The following is a 17,921-nucleotide window of genomic DNA, read 5'->3' on the forward strand; positions in this document are numbered from 1 at the left end:
CTGATGAGCAAGAACGTCACTCTGCCGGTGCTGCCCCTCGACGACGAGGTCGTGCTGCCCGCGATGGTCGTGCCGCTCGACCTGTCGGAGAGCGACGTGCGGGCCGCGATCGACGCCGCGCGGGCGAGCTCCGTCTCCCGGGGACCGGGCATCCGGTCGGAGGACAAGCCGCGGGTGCTGCTGGTGCCCCGGATCAACGGCAAGTACGCCGCCGTCGGCACGCTCGGCGTCGTCGAGCAGGTGGGCAGGCTGCCCGGCGGCGGCCCGGGCGCGGTCGTCCGCGGCGTCGCCCGCGTGCGCATCGGAGCCGGGACGACCGGCCCCGGCGCCGCCCTGTGGGTGGAGGGCACCGAGGTCGAGGACACCGGGCTCGGCGCCCGCGCCGACGAACTGGCCAAGGAGTACAAGGCCCTCGTCGTCGGCGTGCTGGAGAAGCGCGGCGCCTGGCAGGTCGTCGACATGGTCCAGCAGATCGAGGACCCGTCGGTGATGGCCGACCGGGCCGGCTATGCGTCCTACCTCGGCGCCGAGCAGAAGGTGCGCCTCCTGGAGACGGCCGACGTCACGGAGCGTCTCGAGCTCGCGATCGGCTGGACCCGCGAGCACCTGGCGGAGCTCGACGTCGCCGAGACGATCCGCAAGGACGTCGAGGAGGGCGTGGAGAAGCAGCAGAAGGAGTTCCTGCTCCGTCAGCAGCTCGCCGCCATCCGCAAGGAGCTGAACGAGCTCAACGGTGACCCCTCCTCGGAGGAGGAGGACTACCGGGCGCGGGTCGAGGCGGCCGACCTGCCGGAGAAGGTCCGCGAGGCGGCCCTGAAGGAGGTCGACAAGCTGGAGCGGACCTCCGACCAGTCGCCCGAGGGCGGCTGGATCCGCACCTGGCTGGACACGGTCCTCGACATCCCGTGGAACGAGCGGACCGAGGACGCCTACGACATCGCCGGCGCCCGGCGGATCCTCGACGAGGACCACACCGGCCTGGACGACGTCAAGGAGCGGATCGTGGAGTACCTCGCCGTGCGCAAGCGGCGGGAGGACCGCGGCCTCGGCGTGATCGGCGGCCGCCGGTCCGGTGCCGTCCTCGCCCTCGTAGGGCCGCCCGGCGTCGGAAAGACGTCCCTGGGGGAGAGCGTGGCGCGGGCGATGGGCCGCGAGTTCGTCCGCGTGGCCCTCGGCGGCGTACGGGACGAGGCCGAGATCCGCGGTCACCGGCGGACGTACGTCGGCGCGCTGCCCGGCCGCATCGTCCGGGCGATCCGCGAGGCCGGCACGATGAACCCGGTCGTGCTGCTCGACGAGATCGACAAGGTCGGCGCGGACTACCGCGGCGACCCGACCGCGGCGCTGCTGGAGGTGCTGGACCCCGCGCAGAACCACACGTTCCGCGACCACTACCTCGAGGTGGAGCTCGACCTGTCCGACGTCGTCTTCCTGGCGACGGCGAACGCGCTGGAGACCATCCCCGGCCCGCTGCTGGACCGCATGGAGCTCGTCGCCCTCGACGGGTACACCGAGGACGAGAAGGTCGCCATCGCCCGTGACCACCTGCTGCGCCGTCAGCTCGACAAGGCGGGCCTGACCGCCGACGAGGTGACGATCGGCGACGATGCGCTGCGGCTGCTGGCGGGCGAGTACACCCGCGAGGCGGGCGTACGGAGCCTGGAGCGGGGGATCGCCCGGGTGCTGCGCAAGGTGGCGGCGCAGGTCGCGCTGGAGGAGAAGACGCTGCCGGTGACGGTCGGCGCCGACGACCTGCGCGACTACCTGGGACGTCCGCGGTTCACGCCGGAGACGGCGCTGAACGAGTCCGAGCGGCGCACGGCGGTGCCGGGCGTCGCGACCGGCCTCGCGGTCACCGGTGCTGGCGGCGACGTGCTCTACATCGAGGCGTCGCTGGCCGACAAGGAGACCGGTGACACGGGTGTGACCCTGACCGGCCAGCTCGGCGACGTGATGAAGGAGTCGGCCCGCATCGCGCTGTCCTACCTTCGCTCGCGCGGCGCGGAGCTGGAGCTTCCCGTCGGCGACCTGAAGGACCGGGGCGTGCACGTCCACGTGCCGGCCGGTGCGGTGCCCAAGGACGGGCCGAGCGCCGGCGTCACGATGACGACCGCACTGGCGTCGCTGCTGTCCGGGCGGCTGGTCCGCGCCGACGTCGCGATGACCGGTGAGGTGTCGCTGACCGGGCGGGTCCTGCCCATCGGCGGCGTCAAGCAGAAGCTGCTGGCCGCGCACCGGGCGGGGATCACCACGGTGATCATCCCCAAGCGCAACGAGCCCGACCTGGACGACGTGCCCGCCGAGGTTTTGGAGCAGCTGACCGTCCACCCGGTCAGCGACGTGCGGGAGGTGCTCGGCCTGGCGCTGGAGCCGGCCACGACCCGCGACGCCGTCGCCGCCTGAGGCGCGGCGGCCGCCTGACCGGCGGGCGGCCCCGGCACGGCCGGAACCGCGCCCGCCCGACCACGGCGCCCCTCCCCATCGGGGAGGGGCGCCGTTCGCCTATGCGTGCCGGTCCCGTGGTTCGAGGCGGAAGACCCGCAGCTCCCGCCCGGAGCGCTCGACGTACCGGTCGTACGTGGGCCAGATCCGCACCAGCCGGGGCCAGACCTCGGCGCGTTCGTCTCCTTCGAGGAGCCGCGCGGTGACCGGGATCGTACGGCCACGGAAGTCGACCTCGGCGTCAGGCCCGTGCATGAGGTTCGTCGTCCACGCGGGATGGTGCTCGCGGCCGAAGTTGCTGCCGACCACGAGGAAGGAGCCGTCCGGTTCGGGCAGGCAGGCCAGGGGCGTCCGGCGGGGCAGGCCGCTGCGGTGCCCGACGGCCGTCAGCACGAGGCTGGGCACGATGTACTGCGGCAGAAGGAAGCGACCGCCGGTCAGCCGGTGCAGCGCGCGGTCCAGCGGCGGGACCACCTTCGGTCCCACCTTGGCGAACCACGCCGATCCGGCCATCCGCTGGACCGGCGGGGAGATGACGTCCTTCAGCCTGCTCGATGCCATGACGGGTCCTGCCTTTCTACGTCCCGCTCGCGCGGGGGCGAGCCGTCCGGCTCGCGCGGGGGCCAGGTGACCGGCGGAGGCGAGCCAGCGCAGGGAGTCCGCCAGGCTCTCCTCGACCGGCCGGAGCGGAACGCCGAGCGCGTCGACGGTCGCGGCGTCGTCGGAGGGGACGAGGGTCACCATGAGCCGCGCGGCGTCTCCGGTCAGCGGGTAGTCGAAGGGGCGTATCCGCTTGGCCGCGTCCAGCAGCGACCCGAGAGCGACCATCATCCCTCCGGGGACCGGGATCCGGCGGCAGCGCACGCCGGTGAGGGTGTCGCAGTGGTCGGCCAGCTCCGGCCACGTCAGGTAGTGGCCGCCGAGCATGTACCGGCGCGGCCCGAGACCGGGGGCGACCGCGCGGGCCACGGCCTCGGCGAGATCGCGTACGTCGAGGAGCGACACGCCGCCGCCCGGCGTCGGCCAGACGAGGTTGAGCGCCCCGGCCAGACCCTCCATCATCGCGTCCAGGTTCGGCTGCCGGGGGCCGATGACGCCGCCGGGGTAGAACGTGGTGACGGGGGCGCCGTCGGCCTGCAGGCGGCGCACGTAGTGTTCGGCCGCGACCTTCGAGCGGCCGTAGTCCGTACGCGGGCGCGCGAGGGGATCGTCGGCCCGGATCACCGGGCCCGCCGGCGGGACGAACACCGCGATCGTGGACAGGTGGATCACCGGATCGAGCCCGCGGGCGACCGCGCCGCCGATCACGTTGCGGGTGCCGGTGACGTTGACCTCCAGGACGCTCGTCCGCGGATCGGTGACGCCGAGCGCGGCAGCGGCGTGGACGACGGCGTCGCACCCGTCGAGAGCACGGCCGACCGCCTCCGCGTCGCGCATGTCTCCGGGACACGTCTCGACCGCCTCGGCGCCGACGTCGACCGCCACGCCGCCGAGGACCTTCGCCGTCCGGCCGGAGTCGCGGGCGAGCACGCGGACGCGGTGGCCGGCCCGGAGCAGCGCGGCGACGGTGTAGGAGCCCACGAACCCCGAACCCCCGGTGACGAGAACGCGCATGATCTCAAACTAACGCTTGGTGTGCGAGTCTGGGAGGACCGGCCCGGCCGCCGCGCCGGGCCCCCGGCCTGGTCCGGCCATCCCATGGACGGGGCGGAGGAAGCGGTTTAGCTTTGGGAAGCACCCCCTGAATTGTCCTGACAATATCGGTCCAGTGCATGGAACGTTCCAAAACGGCTGTCCCGCAGGACCGTGAGCGTCCGAATGGAGATCGCCGACCGGGAGGACTCTATGAGAATCGGGCTCGCCGGGGCCGGCCGTATCGGCGCCCGTCACGCGGAGACCCTCAACGCGCTCGACTCGGTCGAGGCGTTCGTGGTGGCCGATCCGGACGGTGAGCGGGCGCGCCGGATCGCGGGGGAGTACGGCGGCTCGGTCGCCGACTCGGTCGACGCGCTGTTCGGCGAGCGGCTGGACGGCCTGGTGGTCGCCGCCGCCACGGACGCGCACGCCGAGCTCGTGACCCGGGCCGCGCGGGCCGGGATCCCGACCTTCTGCGAGAAGCCGGTCGCCCCGGACAGTATTGGAACGCTCCAAGTCGTCCGGGAGGTCCAGGCGGCCGGAACCCCCGTCCAGGTCGGATTCCAACGCCGCTTCGACGCCGGTCACGTCGCGCTGCGGGACGCCGTCGCGGCGGGCCGCCTCGGCCGGCTGCAGAGCGTACGGTCCTGCACGCTCGACCCCGCGCCGCCGCCCGCCGCGTACGTCCGGGTCTCCGGCGGCATCTTCCGCGACTGCGCCGTGCACGACATCGACGCCGTCCGGTTCGTGACCGGGCGGCAGGTCGTCGAGGTCACGGCGACCGGGGCCAACAAGGGGGAGGAGTACTTCGCCGCGTGCGACGACGTCGACACCTGCGCGGCCGTGCTCACCCTCGACGACGGCACCCTCGCCATCATCGTCGAGACCCGCTACAACGGCGCCGGATACGACGTCCGCTTCGAGGCGTTCGGCGCGAAGGACAGCCTCGCGGCCGGGCTCGGGGAGGAGACGCCGCTCACGCCGGTCGACCGGGACCCGGCGGCCGCGACGCTCGGCGCCCGTCCCTGCGAGGGCTTCCTCCAGCGGTTCGGGCCGGCGTACGAGGCCGAGCTGGCGACCTTCCTTCAGGTCGCCGCCGGGCAGGCCGACAGCCCGTGCCCGCCGGAGGAGGCACTGGAGGCGTTCTACGTGGCCGAGGCGTGCGACCGTTCCCGCCGGGAGCGGCGCGCCGTGAGGATCGAGGAGGTCCGCCGGTGAGGATCGCGGGTGCGCCCATCTCCTGGGGCGTGTGCGAGGTGCCGGGCTGGGGCCATCAGATGTCCCCGGACCGGGTGCTGGCCGAGATGCGCGACACGGGCCTGACCGCGACCGAGTTCGGCCCGGACGGGTTCCTGCCGTCCGGGCCGGCCGAGCGCGCGGCGCTGCTGGCCTCGTACGGCCTCACGGCGGTCGGTGGTTTCGTCCCGGCCGTCCTGCACGAGCCGGACCGCGATCCGCTGCCGGAGGTGGAGCGGGCGCTGCGCGGGTTCGGCGACGCGCCGATGCTCGTGCTGGCGGCCGCCACCGGCCGGGACGGGTACGACGAGCGTCCCGTCCTGTCCGCCCGGAACTGGACGACGCTGCTGGCCAACCTCGACCGGATCGCGGCGTACGCGGCCGGCCTCGGGGTCCGGACGGCCCTGCACCCGCACGTCGGCACGATCGTCGAGGGCCCGGATGAGGTGGATCGGGTCCTGACCGGCTGCGGCGTGCCCCTCTGCGTGGACACCGGGCACCTCCTGATCGGCGGAACCGATCCGCTGGCCCTGGCACGGTCGGCCGCGGACCGCGTGGCGCACGTCCACCTCAAGGACGTCGACGCGAGCGCCGCCGACCGGGTGCGCGCGGGACGCGCCACGTACACCGAGGCGGTGCGCGGCGGGCTGTACCGCCCGCTGGGCGCCGGCGACGTGGACACGGCGGGGATCGTGGCCGCGCTCGACCGGGCCGGCTACCAGGGCTGGTACGTCCTCGAACAGGACACGATCCTGGCCGCCGAGCCCGCGCCCGGCGACGGCCCCGTCGCCGACGTCCGGGCGAGCGTGGCCTTCCTGAACGGCCTGAAAAGCGTTGCCGACGTGCGGGGGCGTTAACCGGCCCTCCCACGGGGAATGATCGCCCGCGTCAAGATGGGCGAACCACCCCCCGGCCCATGTCCGAGATCGGCCGACGCGGGGGTTGTGCGGTGTTCACTGGGTTCGTCGGGTCGGGATCCGTTCGTTCAGGCCGCCGAGGCTCGGCCGGCCCGAAGGTCCGGTGGCCGGCCGTCGTCACGATCGCCGCCCTCGGTTCGGCCGCCGGGTGTTCCGGCGGCTCCCACGACAAGCATGGGCCGATGCCCGCGGTCACGGCACTGAAGCCGGTCGCCGCCCAGGTGCAGGACGCCGCGGCACGGGTGTGGCCGGAGTCCTCGAAGATCTGGCCCGGCACCGTGCTGAAGGACCGGCGGGTCATCCTCGGGGACGGCACCCGCGCGCGGATGGTCACCGTGGACGGCGTGACGGACCTGAGCCCGGCCGAGCTGCGCAAACGGAAGATCGACATCCCGCGCGGCGGGTCCTCCTACGCCCTCTGGGACGGGCATCCGGCCGTCGTCCTGAACGTCGCCGACCCCTCGTACCGGACGGACTCGGCGACGTCGGGGATGCCGCTGGCCGCCACGCTGTTCGCCGCCGCGACGGACGAGCTGTTCCACGCCACGCAGCAGAAATGGCGGGCGTGGAAGAAGGGCGGCGGGGAGCTGCGCGGCACGGACTTCCCGCTCGCCGTCACGCCCCGGCTCTACCGCGCGATGGCCTACAACGACCTGGTGGCCGCCTACACCACGCCCCAGCAGCGGAGCCGGCGGCTGGCCGGCGCGGCCTACTGGTGGTCGCGGTGGCAGAAGGAGTTCCCCGATGAGGTGAAGCGGGCCGCGGTCAGCGACATCGGCGACGGCGCGGCCGGCTACTTCGGCGCCGTCGCGATGGCGATGGCGATGGGCGCGAAGCGCGGCGACCTCGCGGCGATCCGCAAGTACACGCAGCTCAAGCCCCTGGACGGGACGGTCGACCCCGGCCAGGTCACCCTGGACGGGGAGAGCACGGCGCTGGGCGGCGTCGCCGGGCTCCTCCTCGACGAGACCCGCAAGGACTGGAAGCGGCAGGTCACCCAGGGCCGCAGGACCCCGGTGGACCTGCTGCTGACGGGAGTGACCCCTGCCGCCGAGCCGGCGTCGGACACGCTGCGGCAGGCCATCCAGAACATCCTCAGCAAGCTGAACACCGACCTGATCCCGCGGGTGACCCCGCTCGTCGCCGCGTACCGGGACACCTCCCACGCGCTCGTCCTCGTCCCGATGAACACGGCGGAGGGCGACCTCGACGCGGGCGGCTACTACGTCTCCCGCGAGGTCCCGTACGAGATCCTCGCCCGGCTCAACGGCACGTTCCGGCTGCCGAGCGGGACGCTCCAGGCGAAGGAGGCGTCCGTGTTCGTGGGAACGGTCGGCGGCCGCGCGTACCTGATCATTCCTCTCGGCGACGCGGGCACCAAGGGCCGGGAGTCGTCGAACCGCGTCGAGTTCGGCGGCGGGACCCTGACCGGTTCCTTCCAGGTGTCGCCGCGCCACGCCGACGGCCGCGAACAACTCGTCGCGCGCTGACCCGATCCCGCGGAGTTCAGCGCGGCGGCGGGGTGGGGCCGGTGGCGGGCGCGCCGATCGTACGGGCGCGGATGTGGCCGATGCCCGACCGGGTGGCCAGCACGACGAGCCGGTCCCCGGGGATCAGCAGGTAGCCGTCCTGGAAGTCCCAGTCGAAGCGGGGGCGGCCGCGGCGGCCGAGCGCGAGCACGCGGGCCTCGCCGGCGAGGTTCGCCTCCCGCAGCGGCCGGCCGTCGAGCTCGGAGCCCTCGCCGATCGGCATGTCGGCGATGAGCATGACGCTGCGGCCGACGGGGATCGTCCCGATGACCTGGCGTTCCATCATGGCGGCGGCGAACGCCGGGGCCGCGAGGAAGGACACGCTGCGCGACACAGGGATCTTGAAATTGCGGTGCACGCGCGCCGCCAGGTCGTCGTCGAACAGCCGGAGCACGACGCGGACGTTGTCGCGCAGGGCCCGGGCGTTCAGCCCGGCCTCGAGGTTGGTGATGTCGTCGCTCGTGACGGTGACGACGGATCGGCAGGTGCCGACCCACGCCGTGCGCAGGGTCTCGGTCCGGGTCGCGTCGCCGAACACGATCGGCAGCCCCAGCCGGCGGGCCAGCGGTACGCCGACGGCGTCCTCGTTCGCCTCGACGCAGACGACGGGGACACCCAGGTCGTGCAGCTGTGACACGACGCGGAGGCCGACCTCGCCGAGGCCGACGACCACGACGTGCCCGCTGATCGGGTCGCGCAGCCGCTCGAGCGGCCCCGCCAGCCGGGCCCGGACGACCGCGTCGACGACCGCGGCGGTGATCGCGGGCACCAGCGCCAGGCTGCTCAGGGTGACGAACACCTGTGTCACCTTGGCCGCTCCGCTGAGCCCAGGTTCGGGGTTCGCGGCGCCCGCGATGTCGAGGAGGACGAGGTAGAGCGAGTAGGTGAAGCCCTGCCCGTCGCTGATGCTGAGGGCGGTGCTTCCCACGAGGATCAGCACGAGCAGGGCCACCGCCACCTGGAGCAGCCGCCTGCTGAGCAGCAGCCGCAGGCTGCGGGTGAGCCCGGACACCGGGCGGCTGGTCACCGGGGGACCGGCGAGGGACGTGCGCGACGTGCCGTCGGCGACCGCGAGCACCAGGTTCGCCCGGTCCTGGTCCACCGGCAGCAGGCGCGGCCTCCCGTCCGGCCCGCGGGTGTCCGCGAGCGCGCAGACGACGTTCCGTACGCGGTCGCTGCGGTGGGCGACGTAGAGGGTGCGGCCCGCGACGCGTACGTGGCTGGGCGGCAGGTCGCCGAGGGCGGCGGCCACGAACGACGGCGCGGCCACCGCGCCGTCGGACAGCACGGCGCAGTCCTTGAAGAGCGTGCGGATGCGGTTGCCCAGGGTGGTGTTCGACATCCGGACGACCAGCCGGATGTCGGGGTTGAGCTCCTGGACCCGCAGCGCGGCGTGGATGTTGCCGACCTCGCTGTTGCTCACGAGGGCCACCGCGAGCGCGGATTCGACGTGCACGGCGCGGAACGTCTCGTCGTTCAGCTCCGCCGCCTCGTGCACCCGGACGCGAGGCAGCTCGCTGATCTGCGGCGCGTGGTTGCGCCTCCGGGTGGGCACGATGACCGTGACGTCCTGCAGGTATCGCGTTGACAGCTCGTCGGCCAGCCGGAAGGCGAGCGGCGTGTCACCGCAGATGATCAGGCGACCGCGAACGGGGCTCCGGAGGCGGGGGACGACCGTCGGCACGGCGTGATCTTAACGGTCGCCGCTCCGACGCTGTGTGTACGGACGCACGCAGCGCGGATCCGATGTGCGGTGGCCTTGCCGCCGCGGAGCCGACTCTCTAGTGTCCCGAGCAAGCGCTTGGCGACGAACGACGGGAGCGGCGCATGCGGCGAGGCGTCTGTCTGCTGGAAGAGGTCGAGTTCCATCCGATGAACTCCCGGCGGCCGCTGGAGTACCTCCGATGGCTCACCGCCTACAAGAGGGAGGACGAGGCGCTCGAATCCGGTCGGCACGTGCTCACCGAGGGACGGTCCATCCGCTCCCGCGACATCGACCTGGTCGGCGCGTTCTACGCCGTCGGCATCACCGGGCACCCGCAGTTCAAGGTCGTCACGCTGTGGGACTGCCACGGCGGCTGGGACGGCGGGTGGCGGCAGATGCTGGAGATCTACACCGGAGTCAAGGAGAACCTCTTCCTGTCCGACATCGACGACCTGCGCTTCACCGCGTACTCCCGGCCGCTCGGCGCCGCGCCGGGCGGCCCCGCGCTGGCCGACGCGACGGGCGCGGAGTTCTTCGTCCTGGAGAGCGCGCGGGTACGGCCGGGCGCGGCGCTCGACTACCTGGCGGCGGTCCGCGAGGAGCGCGTCCCACTGCTCGCCGACCACGGCCACCGCCCCGTCGGCCTGTACGAGGTGCTGCTGTGCGACACCGAGGTGGTCACCGTCTGGGCGACCGACCTGGACTCCCACCTCGCGCTGCAGCGGTCCTACGACGCCGCGCTCGGGCTGGACGACGAGGTCGACGCCGACGAGCGCCTCCTCGCCTGGCGCAAGCGCGCCCGCGAGTTCCTCGACGGCACGTGGCGCGAGACGCTCCTGTCCCCGTACCCGGGCTCCCGCCTCGCGCCCGCCTGACCGGCCGGGTCCCCGCCTCGCGTCCGCTGGCGGGGCAGGTCCCCGCGTCGCACAGGCCTGGCGGGTCGGGTCCCCGCGTCGCGCCGGCCTGGCGGGTCGGGTCCCCGCGTCGCGCCGGCCTGGCGGGTCGGGTCCCCGCGTCGCGCCGGCCTGGCGGGTCGGGTCCCCGCGTCGCGCCGGCCTGGCGGGTCGGGTCCCCGCGTCGCACCGGCCTGATGGGTCAGGTCCCCGCCAGGCGCTCCACGACGGGGGCGAACGCGTCCAGGTCGGCCTCGTGGTGCAGGACGTAGTAGGAGACGCCGAGGTCGTCGCGCCAGCGGTGCAGCGCGTCGCAGACGGCCGGCGTGTCGCCGGTGAGGACCTGCGGGGTTCCGGACTGCGCGGCGGGATCGGCGGCGCTCCACGCCTCGGCCGTACGGTCCGGGCCGACCCGCAGCACCGACGTGCCCAGCTCGATCGCCGGGAACCGCGCCCCCGCCGCCTCCCGTACGATCTCCACCTTCCGCCGGAAGGCGCCGGGACCGCCGTCGCCGGTGTCCGGGCCGGAGCCGTCCGCCCGTACCCGCAGGGTGAGGTTGACGACGTCGGCCTCCCGGGCGGCCAGGCGCAGCATCCGCGGGCCCCCGCCGCCCAGGACCAGCGGCGGGTGCGGGCGCTGCACGGGCAGCGGCCGCTGCTCCAACCCGGTGACCGTGTAGTGCTCGCCGGCGAAGGAGCACGGGCCGCCGCGCCACAGCCCCTTGAGCACCTGGATTCCCTCGGCGAGGCGTGCGACGCGGGTGCCGGGCGGATCGAGCGGCAGCCCGGCGCCCGTGTAGTCCCCGGCCATCCACCCGGTGCCGAGGCCGACCTCGAGCCGGCCGCCGGACAGCAGGTCGAGCGTCGCGGTCTCCTTGGCGAGCACGGCCGGATGCCGGAAGTCGTTGGCGAACACGAGGGTGCCGATCCGGAGCCGCGTGGTCGCGCACGCGGCGGCGGTCAGCGCGGCGATCGGCGCGAACCGGGGGCCGACGAGGTGGTCGGGGACGAGGAGGACGTCGAAGCCGGAGTCCTCGAGCCGGCGGGCCTTGGCGGCCCACGCGGCGGCCGTGTCCGCGTCGCGGAGGACGGCGCCGAAACGGAACGGGCGCTGCATTCCTCCGAGCCTATACCAAGCGCTTGCTCGCTGGAGAGTGAGCGTCTATCGTCGCGGCAGGACGGCGTCGCGGCGCCGCCGACCGAGCGTGCCGGCCCCGGCGTCCGGCGGCCGGGCGGGCGGTTCGTGGCGGCGGCGTCCGGCGGCCGAAGTCCGTGACGGCGACTCGAGGCGGTGGCGATGGCTGCACCCGTACGGGACGTGACCGAGGACGAGGCCCGTTTCTTCCGCGACAACGGCTGGGTGCGGCTGCCCGGCCTGGTCGCCCCGGACCTCGCCGGACGGCTCCGGCGGCGGGCCCTCGACCGGCTGGCCGCGCGCCGCCGGACGGCGGGGAGCGGCCTGGTCGACCGGGCGTTCGGCCAGGACCGCGACATCGCCGAGCACGACGCGGAGTTCTGGGCGCTGGCCGCCTCGCCGGCCCTCGCCCGCGGCGCCGTACGGCTGCTGACCGGCGTCCAGCGGGTCCGCCTGCAGGTCACCAACCTGCTCGTGAAGGAGCCGGGGGAGCACGGGCGGACCGTCTTCCACCAGGACTTCCCCTGGATGCCGATGGACACCTCGGCGATGCTCACCGTGTGGCTGGCGCTGGCCGACGTGCCCGCCGACATGGGCTCCCTGCGGTTCTTCACCGGCTCGCACCGGTACGGCACCCTCGGCCGCACGTTCGTCCGGGAGGGTGACGACGCGCTCACCCGCCACCCGTGGCTGCGCGACCTGGAGTTGTCCCCTCCGCTCGATCTGGCGGCCGGCGACGCCACCGTGCACAGCGCGCTCACCGTCCACGGCGCGCCGCAGAACCGCCGCGACACACCGCGCCTGTCCTTCACCGCGACCTACTTCGACGCCGCCGCGCTCTACACCGGCGCGCCGTACGGCCAGACCGACGGGCTGGACCTGGAGGTCAACCGGCCCTTCGACCACCCCAAGTTCCCCCTCGTCCCGGTGGAGTGACATGGTGCAGACCGTCCGCGGCCCCGTGACCGACCCCGGGGCGACGCTGATGCACGAGCACATCTTCGGGCTCAGCCCCGAGATCCTGTGGAACTGGCCGGACCTCCCCGAAGGCTGGGACCTGGAGGAACGCGCCCGCGAGGCCGCCGGCAAGCTGAACGAGCTCAAGGCCGCCGGGATCGACACGATCGTCGACCTGACCGTCGTCGGCCTCGGCCGGTACGTCCCCGCCGTCCAGCGCGTGGCCGAGCGGACGGAGCTGAACATCGTCGTCGCGACCGGCCTGTACACCTACGACGCGCTGCCGCCGTACTTCGGCAACCGCGGGCCCGGCACGCTGTTCGGCGGCCCGGACCGGCTGGCCGAGTTCTTCGTCCGCGACATCACCGACGGCATCGGCCGTACGGGCGTGCGGGCGGGCATGCTCAAGTGCGCGACCGGACGGCAGGGCATCACCCCCGGAGTGGAGCGGGTGATGCGCGCGGTCGCCGAGGCCCACCGCGCCACGGGCGTGCCGATCACCACTCACAGCGAGTCGGCCACCCGCAACGGGCTGGACCAGCAGAAGCTCCTCGCCGCCGAGGGCGTCGACCTGGGCCGCGTCGTCATCGGCCACGCCGGCGACTCCACCGACCTGGCCTACCTGGAGCAGCTCATCGAAGGTGGCTCGTACCTCGGCATGGACCGGTTCGGCATCGAGTTCACCTCCTTCGAGGACCGCGTCGCGACCGTCGCCGCGCTGTGCGAGCGCGGCCACGCCGGCCGGATGGTGCTCTCGCACGACTCGTACTGCTTCAACGACCGCTTCGATCCCGACGTCGTACGGCGGCGGCACCCGAACTACCACCTGCTGCACATCTCCCGCGACGTCCTGCCCGCCCTGCGCGAGCGCGGCGTCACCGAGGAGCAGATCCACCAGATGCTGGTCGACAACCCCCGGCGCATCCTGGGAGGCGGCTCGTGAGCGGACCCGAGACGGCGACGGACTTCGACGTCACCGCCGACTGGCACGTCGCCGACCCGTACCCCTTCCTGGCCCGCCTGCGCCGCGATCGGCCGGTGTTCTGGAGCGACCACCTGCGCATGTGGGTGCTCACCCGCTACACCGACGTACGGGACGCGTACCGCGACCACCGCCGCTTCTCCTCGGTCGGCTCGCTCACCATCTCCCGTACGCTCACCGACGAGGTCAAGGAGTCGCTCGGCGAGCACCGGTCGTTCCTGGACGACTTCGCCGCCAACGTCGACCCGCCGCAGCACACCCGCATCCGCCGGGCCATCTCCCGCGCGTTCACGCCGCGCGCCGTCGCCCGGCTCGGAGAGGCGTTCGCGGCGCAGGTCGACGCGGTCCTGGACGCGGTCGTGCCCCGGGGACAGGCCGACTTCGTCGCGGACCTGGCGCATCCGCCGTCGGCCCGGCTGACCGCGGCGTTCATCGGCGTGCCGCCCGAGGACGAGGACCAGGTCAAGCGGTGGGTCTACTCCTGGTTCCAGCTCTTCCTGTCCCCGCAGCCGCCCGCACGCCAGCGCGACCTGGCGCAGGACTTCCTGAAGTACCTCGACTACGTCGATCGCCTCGTCACCGAACGCCGCGCCGAGCCCCGCGACGACTTCGCCGGGCTCATGGCGGAGCTCATCGACACCGGCCCGGACGGCCTGTCGCACCGGGAGGTCGTCGAGACCATCAGCGCGCTGCTGCTCGGCGGCAACGACACGGTCCCGAACGGTCTCGGCAACGCCGTCCACCGCATGCAGCGGGACCGCGCCTCCTGGGAGGCCGTCGTCGCCGACCCCGCGCTCATCCCCGGCCTGATCGAGGAGACGCTGCGCATCGACGGCGCCAGCCTCGGCAGCTTCCGCCGCACCACCGAGGACGTCACCCTGCACGGCGTCACGATCCCGGCGGGCGCGGAGGTCTTCCTGCACGCCGACTCCGCCGGCCACGACGAGACCGTGTTCCCCGACCCCGAGCGGTTCGACATCCACCGCGCGAACGCCCGCGACCACATGGTCTTCGGCTACGGCGTCCACCACTGCGTCGGCGCGGCGCTCGCCCGCCTCGAACTCCGCATCGCCCTGGAGCGCATCACCGCCCGCCTGCCCGGCCTGCGCCTCGTCCCGGACCAGGACATCGCCTACCGCAAGAGCCTCGTCGGCCGCGGCCTCCCGAGCCTCCTGGTCGAGTGGTGAGGTTCACGGGCCGCGTCGCTCTCGTCACCGGCGGCGGATCGGGCATCGGCCGCGCCGTCGCGGTGCGGCTCGCGGCCGAGGGCGCGCGGGTCGCGGTCGCCGACATCCGGTACGACACCGCACGTGAGACGGCCGAGATCCTGCGGAAGACGGGCGCCACGGCCCTCGCGCTGGCGGCGGACGTCGGCGACGAGGAGGCCGTATGGCGAATGGTCGCCGACACGGTACGGGAGTTCGGCCGCCTCGACGTGCTGCACAACAACGCCGCCGCGCTCGGCCAGGACGTCTATGGCCGGGACCTGGACCTCACCGCCATGGACGTCGAGGTGTGGGACCGGACGCTCGCCGTGAGCCTGCGCGGGGCGATGCTCGGCTGCAAGCACGCCGTGCCGGTGATGCGGCCCGGCGGCGCGATCGTCAACACGTCCTCGGTGTCGGGCCTGCTCGGCGACACGGACCACGCGGCGTACGGCTCCGCCAAGGCCGCGCTGACCTCGCTCACGCGGTACGTGGCGACCATGTACGGCGGCCGGGGCATCCGCTGCAACGCCGTCGCCCCCGGCCTCGTCCTGACCGACGTCGCCCGCGCCGTGATGACGCCCGAACGGCTGGCGGAGAAGGCCGCCGAACGCGTCCTGCCGTACGCGGCCGAACCCGCGGACGTCGCCGCGCTGGTCGCCTTCCTCGCCTCCGATGAGGCCCGCTGCATCACCGGCCAGACCATCGTCATCGACAGCGGCACCACCGCCCACCGCCCCGAACACGCCATCCGCCAAGCCCGGTCGCACATCTAGCGGCCATGGCTTGTATCGGTCTCATGAACTCGTCTTCTTCCGGCGCCCGTGCTGTAGGAAAGTGGGCTTCGTGCACGGTGAGCCGCTGGTGAGCTTTTCGTGTCAGGATCTCTGCGCTCCGGACCTTCGCCGCCGCGGACTGACCGTTGAGTCGGCGCCGCCGGCGGTCCTGCTCGTGGACATCGAGGCCGATCTGGTTCTCATAGACGGTGACCGAATCGTGTGGTCCGAAGAACGGTTTCCCGTCGCCGAGCTGGCCCGGCAACTCATGCAGTGGCTTCAGACCGCGGATGGTTCGGACTTCGAGTTCGACTCGATGTCCTATGCGGAGACGGGAGCGGTATGCGTTGTGCGCTCCGATGGGGGATGGCGAGTCGGGTCCGTGTTCGAGCCGCCGAAGCTGTGGACATCGCCGCTGCCCTGGGAGGCTCTGGCGGCGATGGTCAGGGCGTTCGTGGGCGAGGTGTGCATGAGCGTGCTCGCGATCGGCATCGAGCCCGGCTTCATCGCGGCTCCCTGAGCGGCCCACATCGGTGAGCTGGCGACCGGACCGCACGGGTGCCGGCGGGGCCGAGACGCCCGCTTCACCGCCGTGGCGGTCACCTTGCCGCCGGGGTGGACCAGGGCCGTCCCATTCGAGCCCTCTGTCCGGTCAACACCGACGGCAAGATTCCCACTGCTGATTCCCCCGCCGTTCAATGGGAGCGGCGGTCAGCGTTTCAGGAGCCTGCTGTCGAACCCGGCGTCGGTGAGCCGGTGGTAGGCGGCGGTCACCTGGTCGGGGATGTGCTGGGCGATGGCGAAGCCGAGCCTCGGATATTCGATGACGCGCTGGAGGTCGCCGACGAGCATGTCGATGACCAGGCGCTCGTCGCCGATGGACTTGACGTAGTCGTCGAAGCTCAACGGCTCGGACGCGCAGACGGGCTCGACCTCAGGCCAGAACTTGCGGCAGGTGACGTACGCTCGTCGTTCCATGTACGGCTTGCTGATCAACAGCACCGAGGAGGTCTCGATGCCCGCCTGCTCAAGTGCTTGGCGGGACATGGTGATGTTGTCGCCGGTGTTCTTCGCGCACGGTTCGATGATGATCGAGGAGCGAGGTACGTCCAGGGCCATGGCCTGTTCGGCGTAGTGGACGGCTTCGCCGCGTGGGAAACGCTCGGCGGTGGTCGGACTGTTGGCGCCGCTGAACACCAGCACCGGGAACAGACCGGCGCGGTACAGTTCGGCCGCGAAGGTCGCCACGCCCAGGTCGTGGCTACCGAGGCCGATCGCCGCCGAACATGGCCGGAGCCGGTGCTGCATCTGGTGGTAGTCCCAGATGAGTTCGGCGTCGGCGCGCTGGGCATCGGTCACGGCGATTCGCGCGTCGGTCACGAAGTCTCCCTTTCAGTCATCGTCTTACGTTGATCCCGCCGGAGTGCTCCGCTTCATGGCGGATAGCATCGATGCTGCGCAGTTGATGGTTCAGCCCGCAGGCACGGGCGAGCTGGCTCGCTTCCTCCAGTCCGGCAATGCCCTCGTCGCGCGTGGCGCGATCGGACACCAAGATGTGCGCGTATGCGGTGTTGAGCCGTACGCGCTGCATGGGCGTGTCCTGAGCTCCACCGGCGCGGGCAGTCTCGATCAAGCGCAGCGCATGATCGAGGTCACCGACGCCGCGGTAGGCCAGTGCGAGCTTTTGGTGGGCCACCGACCAGTCCTCGGCCTCATTGAGGTCTTCGAAGGCGTTCGTCGCCTCGGCCATCACCTGAGCGGCGTATTCGTGCTCACCGGCCTTGCTCAGTGCCGTCCCCACCCACAGCAGGGAGCGGGAGCGGTCGCGTCCGCTGAGCCGCTCGTCGTCGGAGAACAGTCGATAATTGTGTGCGGCACTCTGTAGATCACCGGCCATCTCGTCGATCACCGTCAACGCTAGTGAGACCTGAGCGATCCGGCATGGGATGTCCAGATCGACGAACATGCTCAGTGCCCTCCGGTAGGAGCGTCGCGCCGACCCGGGGCCGACCAGCATGCCCTGATCCCGCTGCACGTCACCCGCCAACACGAGCGAACGGGCATGGAGATATAGCCCTCGGGCGTCGAGCCGGTCGGCGGGGATCTGGAGTAACCATCGGTTGATCAGCGCGGATGCGGCCGGGAAGTTCTGCCGGCTCAGGTAGACGACGGCCCGTTCGATGTCATCGGCCCAGGCTTCGTGATCCCGCAGACGCGCGCTTGCCCAACCGGCCGGTGTACCGACCACGGTACCGGTTTCGGCCAGCAACAGTTGGAAGCGTTGCTGAGCAGCGGCGTCCGCGCGGCTCAGCGCAGTGTCCAAGATCGCCTGGCTGTCGGGCCGCGGCACGATCGCGGCCTGCAGTTTCTCCCACTTGGCAACCGTACGAACGCCGACCCCCAGCTCCTCGGCGAAGGCTCGAATGCTCATCCGGACGGCCCTGCGCAGTGCTCGGGCCTCCCGGCCAGTCCAGTGACGCACCGTGGGCACGCGTATACCACCTCCTCT

15 protein-coding genes are annotated in these 17,921 nt (G+C 72.6%); 10 read left to right on the forward strand and 5 right to left on the reverse strand.

All coding sequences use genetic code 11. The annotated features are described in order from the left end of the window. The first annotated feature begins 3 nt into the window (after positions 1-3). The gene (lon, locus tag NDW01_RS14405) at positions 4-2,403 is read left to right on the forward strand and encodes an endopeptidase La (protein WP_252820725.1); all 2,400 of its coding nucleotides are present in this window, start codon (positions 4-6) and stop codon (positions 2,401-2,403) included. 99 nt (positions 2,404-2,502) lie between these two features. Here the strand turns inward: lon and NDW01_RS14410 are convergent, their stop codons facing one another. Beyond that, complete coding sequence (locus tag NDW01_RS14410) at positions 2,503-4,056, reverse strand: nitroreductase family deazaflavin-dependent oxidoreductase (RefSeq protein WP_252820727.1); 1,554 nt, start codon at positions 4,054-4,056, stop codon at positions 2,503-2,505. A gap of 231 nt (positions 4,057-4,287) precedes the next feature. On the opposite strand from NDW01_RS14410, the gene NDW01_RS14415 reads away from it, so the two are divergent. The 3 genes from NDW01_RS14415 (at position 4,288) to NDW01_RS14425 (ending at position 7,720) form a co-directional block, all read left to right on the forward strand. Continuing rightward, entirely contained in the window at positions 4,288-5,295 is a 1,008-nt protein-coding gene (locus NDW01_RS14415) for a Gfo/Idh/MocA family protein (RefSeq protein ID WP_252820729.1), read from the forward strand. Then, positions 5,292-6,170, forward strand: a complete 879-nt coding sequence (locus NDW01_RS14420) for a TIM barrel protein (RefSeq protein ID WP_252820731.1) — start codon at positions 5,292-5,294, stop codon at positions 6,168-6,170. Before NDW01_RS14415 ends, NDW01_RS14420 begins: the two co-directional genes overlap by 4 nt. A gap of 242 nt (positions 6,171-6,412) precedes the next feature. After that, on the forward strand, positions 6,413-7,720 hold the full coding sequence (locus NDW01_RS14425; protein WP_252820733.1) for a hypothetical protein: 1,308 nt from the start codon (positions 6,413-6,415) through the stop codon (positions 7,718-7,720). A 16-nt stretch (positions 7,721-7,736) separates the two neighbouring features. On the opposite strand, the gene NDW01_RS14430 is transcribed toward NDW01_RS14425, so the two are convergent. Next, positions 7,737-9,443, reverse strand: a complete 1,707-nt coding sequence (locus NDW01_RS14430; RefSeq protein WP_252820735.1) for an NAD-binding protein — start codon at positions 9,441-9,443, stop codon at positions 7,737-7,739. Positions 9,444-9,586: 143 nt separating this feature from the next. Here NDW01_RS14430 and NDW01_RS14435 point away from each other — a divergent pair, with 143 nt between their 5' ends. Then, positions 9,587-10,339 (forward strand): hypothetical protein, encoded by a 753-nt coding sequence (locus NDW01_RS14435; RefSeq protein WP_252820737.1) that lies wholly within the window; start codon positions 9,587-9,589, stop codon positions 10,337-10,339. Positions 10,340-10,559: 220 nt separating this feature from the next. On the opposite strand, the gene NDW01_RS14440 is transcribed toward NDW01_RS14435, so the two are convergent. Then, positions 10,560-11,474 (reverse strand): TIGR03621 family F420-dependent LLM class oxidoreductase, encoded by a 915-nt coding sequence (locus NDW01_RS14440; RefSeq protein ID WP_252820739.1) that lies wholly within the window; start codon positions 11,472-11,474, stop codon positions 10,560-10,562. Between the two features lie 180 nt (positions 11,475-11,654). On the opposite strand from NDW01_RS14440, the gene NDW01_RS14445 reads away from it, so the two are divergent. From NDW01_RS14445 to NDW01_RS14465, 5 genes are all read left to right on the forward strand, one after another. Next, positions 11,655-12,428 (forward strand): phytanoyl-CoA dioxygenase family protein, encoded by a 774-nt coding sequence (locus NDW01_RS14445; protein WP_252820741.1) that lies wholly within the window; start codon positions 11,655-11,657, stop codon positions 12,426-12,428. Between the two features lies 1 nt (position 12,429). Next, the gene (locus NDW01_RS14450; RefSeq protein ID WP_252820743.1) at positions 12,430-13,392 is read left to right on the forward strand and encodes a phosphotriesterase family protein; all 963 of its coding nucleotides are present in this window, start codon (positions 12,430-12,432) and stop codon (positions 13,390-13,392) included. Further along, a complete protein-coding gene (locus NDW01_RS43790; RefSeq protein ID WP_252820745.1) occupies positions 13,389-14,618 on the forward strand; it encodes a cytochrome P450 in 1,230 nt (409 codons plus the stop codon). Before NDW01_RS14450 ends, NDW01_RS43790 begins: the two co-directional genes overlap by 4 nt. After that, positions 14,612-15,412 carry an SDR family NAD(P)-dependent oxidoreductase gene (locus NDW01_RS14460; RefSeq protein ID WP_252820747.1) on the forward strand — a complete coding sequence of 267 codons (801 nt, stop codon included), beginning with the start codon at positions 14,612-14,614 and terminating at the stop codon, positions 15,410-15,412. Before NDW01_RS43790 ends, NDW01_RS14460 begins: the two co-directional genes overlap by 7 nt. A gap of 61 nt (positions 15,413-15,473) precedes the next feature. Then, positions 15,474-15,932 carry a DUF7878 domain-containing protein gene (locus NDW01_RS14465; protein WP_252820750.1) on the forward strand — a complete coding sequence of 153 codons (459 nt, stop codon included), beginning with the start codon at positions 15,474-15,476 and terminating at the stop codon, positions 15,930-15,932. A gap of 191 nt (positions 15,933-16,123) precedes the next feature. Here the strand turns inward: NDW01_RS14465 and NDW01_RS14470 are convergent, their stop codons facing one another. Together NDW01_RS14470 and NDW01_RS14475 are read right to left on the reverse strand one after the other, a co-directional pair. Then, positions 16,124-16,792 carry a YdcF family protein gene (locus tag NDW01_RS14470; RefSeq protein ID WP_252820751.1) on the reverse strand — a complete coding sequence of 223 codons (669 nt, stop codon included), beginning with the start codon at positions 16,790-16,792 and terminating at the stop codon, positions 16,124-16,126. A 16-nt stretch (positions 16,793-16,808) separates the two neighbouring features. Further along, on the reverse strand, positions 16,809-17,843 hold the full coding sequence (locus tag NDW01_RS14475) for a helix-turn-helix domain-containing protein (RefSeq protein ID WP_252820754.1): 1,035 nt from the start codon (positions 17,841-17,843) through the stop codon (positions 16,809-16,811). Between the last annotated feature and the right edge of the window lie 78 nt (positions 17,844-17,921).

Source organism: Actinoallomurus soli (assembly GCF_024055715.1).
Taxonomy (GTDB): Bacteria; Actinomycetota; Actinomycetes; order Streptosporangiales; family Streptosporangiaceae; genus Actinoallomurus; species Actinoallomurus soli.

Coding starts and splice junctions, on each gene's coding strand:
- NDW01_RS14440 (WP_252820739.1), bottom strand. CDS start 11,474: ATGCAGCGCCCGTTCCGTTTCGGCGCCGTCCTCCGCGACGCGGACACG.
- lon (WP_252820725.1), top strand. CDS start 4: ATGAGCAAGAACGTCACTCTGCCGGTGCTGCCCCTCGACGACGAGGTC.
- NDW01_RS14425 (WP_252820733.1), top strand. CDS start 6,413: ATGCCCGCGGTCACGGCACTGAAGCCGGTCGCCGCCCAGGTGCAGGAC.
- NDW01_RS14435 (WP_252820737.1), top strand. CDS start 9,587: ATGCGGCGAGGCGTCTGTCTGCTGGAAGAGGTCGAGTTCCATCCGATG.
- NDW01_RS14475 (WP_252820754.1), bottom strand. CDS start 17,843: ATGAGCATTCGAGCCTTCGCCGAGGAGCTGGGGGTCGGCGTTCGTACG.
- NDW01_RS14415 (WP_252820729.1), top strand. CDS start 4,288: ATGAGAATCGGGCTCGCCGGGGCCGGCCGTATCGGCGCCCGTCACGCG.
- NDW01_RS14450 (WP_252820743.1), top strand. CDS start 12,430: ATGGTGCAGACCGTCCGCGGCCCCGTGACCGACCCCGGGGCGACGCTG.
- NDW01_RS14410 (WP_252820727.1), bottom strand. CDS start 4,056: ATGCGCGTTCTCGTCACCGGGGGTTCGGGGTTCGTGGGCTCCTACACC.
- NDW01_RS14445 (WP_252820741.1), top strand. CDS start 11,655: ATGGCTGCACCCGTACGGGACGTGACCGAGGACGAGGCCCGTTTCTTC.